The sequence below is a fragment of the bacterium genome, from assembly GCA_030690305.1.
In the GTDB taxonomy this organism is placed as follows: domain Bacteria; phylum Patescibacteriota; class Minisyncoccia; order Phycocordibacterales; family JAGLPS01; genus JBBUCK01.
The window spans coordinates 1-1527 of sequence record JAUYHB010000016.1; the positions used below are offsets into that span (position 1 = coordinate 1).

Below are 1527 nucleotides of genomic sequence, written 5' to 3' on the forward strand. Positions count from 1 at the left end.
CGCGAGGGCCGCGAGGGCCGCGAGGGCCGCGAGTGCCGCGAGTGCCGCGAGCGCCGCGAGCGCCGCGAGGGACGCGAGGGACGCGAGTGCCGCGAGGGCCGCGGTGGACGCGAGTGCCGCGAGTGCCGCGAGGGCCGCGAGGGACGCGAGGGCCGCGAGGGCCGCGGTGGACGCGAGCGCCGCGAGGGCCGCGAGGGCCGCGAGGGCCGCGAGTGCCGCGGTGGACGCGAGTGCCGCGGTGGACGCGAGTGCCGCGAGTGCCGCGAGGGCCGCGAGGGCCGCGAGGGCCGCGAGTGCCGCGCGTGACGCGCGGGAGCGGTTCGCCGCATGGTGCATCCAGCGCGCCTACTGGTGGCACGAGGAGTTGGCATGGCTCGGCGTCACCCACCTCGGCGCTCGGGAGAATATGGATGCCGCCGTCCTGTCGTGGAGCGCACCGGCCTACGACGCCTTCCGCGCCGGGGCGTGGATCGCCTACTGGACGGACACCGTGCTCTATTGGGCCGCCAAGCCCCGCGTCCACGTCGAGGTGGCCGCGACCACCCGGCGTCTGCACCGCGCGGACGGGCCGGCGGTGGAGTCCGACGTGGAGCCGCTCTATTTCTGGCACGGCGTCCTCGTGCCGGCGCACGTGATCGAGGCGCCGCAGACGATCACGGTGGCCGAGATCCAGGCCGAGGATGATGCCGAGGTCCGGCGTGTGCTCCGCGAGCGATTCGGCCCGGACGTGCGCGAGCGCCCCGAGGACTACGACGGGACGCTCGCGTTCCTGCGCGCGGTCGGCTCTCGGCTCGTGGACTGCGACGGCGGCACGGGCGCTGTAGGCTCGGCGCCGCGGGCGCTGGTGGAGATCGACGATCCCGAGTGGCCGCGGTGGCTGATCCTGACGGACGGCTCCACGCGACGGGTGTATACGATCCCGGCGAGCGCCGAGGACGACACGGTGTCGGCCGCGCTCCAGCGGAGCAACGGCGGGCTCAGCGAGTCGCTGTGCCTCGCAGAGAGCTAGGACTATGACGACGCAGACGAGTGACGAGATCCTGGGCGTGATCCAGGCGGCGGCCCAGGCGGCGGCGAGCGACGTGCGCCACGTCCACGCCATCGCGCACGGTCAGTACGTGCGACAGGGCGACGTGCTCCTTGTGCGCGTGGCGGACGGGCATCCGCACGGGCCGGCGCTCCCGTCGCGCCAGCTCGCCGAGGGCACGACGCAGGGGAGCCGGCATGTGGCGGAGGCGCCGTGTTACGCGGCTACCACGCCGCCGCCTGGTGCGGCGGCCACGGCGTTCCTCGGCCCGTGCGTCGTGAGCCCGGAGCGGTTCGTGGTCACGCACCCCGAGCATGCGCATTTCTCGCTGCCGGCGGGCACGTACCAGGTGGTGCAGCAACGGGACGAGCGGACGCAACGACGGATGGCGGACTAAGCGTGGCCGCCACGCAGCGAAAGCCCGCGCCCAAGCGCCCGCGCCGGTGCCTGCGCTGCGGCGAATGGTGGTTTCCCACCCAGCAAAGCCATCCGCGGCGGTG

General features: G+C 74.6%; 3 protein-coding genes. 2 read left to right on the forward strand and 1 reads right to left on the reverse strand.

Annotation, left to right across the window (positions count from 1 at the left end):
• The coding region (locus tag Q8O71_01580) for a hypothetical protein (GenBank protein MDP2705071.1) at nucleotides 1-336 on the reverse strand (336 nt) is incomplete at its 3' end.
• Nucleotides 337-406: 70 nt separating this feature from the next.
• Between Q8O71_01580 and Q8O71_01585 the strand changes: the two genes are divergently transcribed.
• Nucleotides 407-1009, forward strand: coding sequence for a hypothetical protein (locus tag Q8O71_01585; protein ID MDP2705072.1), 603 nt, complete (start codon nucleotides 407-409; stop codon nucleotides 1007-1009).
• A gap of 4 nt (nucleotides 1010-1013) precedes the next feature.
• Complete coding sequence (locus Q8O71_01590) at nucleotides 1014-1424, forward strand: hypothetical protein (protein MDP2705073.1); 411 nt, start codon at nucleotides 1014-1016, stop codon at nucleotides 1422-1424.
• The last annotated feature ends 103 nt before the right edge of the window (nucleotides 1425-1527 follow it).

What these genes read in the sequence shown, in the direction of transcription:
- Q8O71_01585 (MDP2705072.1), top strand. Translation starts at nt 407, where the DNA reads ATGGATGCCGCCGTCCTGTCGTGGAGCGCACCGGCCTACGACGCCTTC.
- Q8O71_01590 (MDP2705073.1), top strand. Translation starts at nt 1,014, where the DNA reads ATGACGACGCAGACGAGTGACGAGATCCTGGGCGTGATCCAGGCGGCG.